Genomic DNA, 990 nt, shown 5'->3' with positions numbered 1-990 from the left:
GTCGAGAGAAGCGTGCGCGACAAGCAGAGCTCCGCCCAGCTGTAAGTTCGGATGTTGCTGGCGGGAAAGCCAAAGTCAATTAGCTGACTCACGAGGTCTGGCTCCTCCTCAGGCTTATGGATCGCCAGGTGAACGTTTGCCTGGCGCACCGAGGGATTTCGAAGCATTGCTTCGAAGTAGGGCGCGTCGACATCGGACAATGAGTGGCCAAGCACATAGACTTCTTGGGCCGATGAAATCCACTCGAAGAATCCGGCATGTGCTTGGATTAGCTTGTCAGACGGCTTAAAGGTCTTGGAGAAGTAGCAGTCCAAGATGTCATTGGCCTCGGTCAGACGCGTGTCCAGCTCGGCCACATCGGGTCGGTCATTTAGAGGGTGTCGATCTTCCGGCTTCCAACCGTGTCCAAGGATCAGCTCTTGGTCGACTTGATCTGCGCAACCGTGGATGTAAAGGATCTGCTCGCGCGGGATGCCATAGGCAAGGGACAGAGTTTCCGTATAGTTGAACGACAAAAACGCGCCAGTYGGATCCAGCACCTGGACGGTTTGGTGGATTGGAAGTTGGGTCGGAATTTGCAACTGTCTGATCCAAAGGCCAAACAGGCGCCGGAGTTCCGTGCTCATGCGCTCGACCAGGAGGTCAACCTCATACTGGAAGTCGTGGTGTCCCGAGTCGCTCCAATCATCAGCACCATACGAACCCATGAAGTGGCTGAGGTCCTCAATGATCTCGTCTGGGTCCATTTCGGCCAAGGCCGCCTCCATGTCTGCCCAGTCACCGCTTGGGTGGAGATATCGCTCCACTGCATCAAAGACACCACGATCTTGGGCCTGAACAAAGTCTCGAAATTGGGCGTAGCTCGATGGGATGCGGTGGTGGAGGTCAAAGCCGTTGCCAATAACAAAAAGCTTCCTCGGTCCCATGGCTAGATCCGTGTTGAAAAAGTGATTGTGACATGCCCCGAAAAGGCACTGGGATGGCCAATCC

At 55.0% G+C, this 990-nt stretch carries 1 protein-coding gene; it reads right to left on the bottom strand.

The genetic code is table 11. From position 1 onward, the window contains the following. Positions 1 to 926: bacteriophage abortive infection AbiH family protein (locus ACXJKH_RS21235; protein ID WP_457322341.1), on the bottom strand; the 926-nt coding region annotated here is incomplete at its 3' end. Positions 927 to 990 lie beyond the last annotated feature (64 nt).

Source organism: Stenotrophomonas sp. P5_B8 (assembly GCF_054049855.1).
This window is presented reverse-complemented; position numbering and strand designations above follow the sequence as displayed.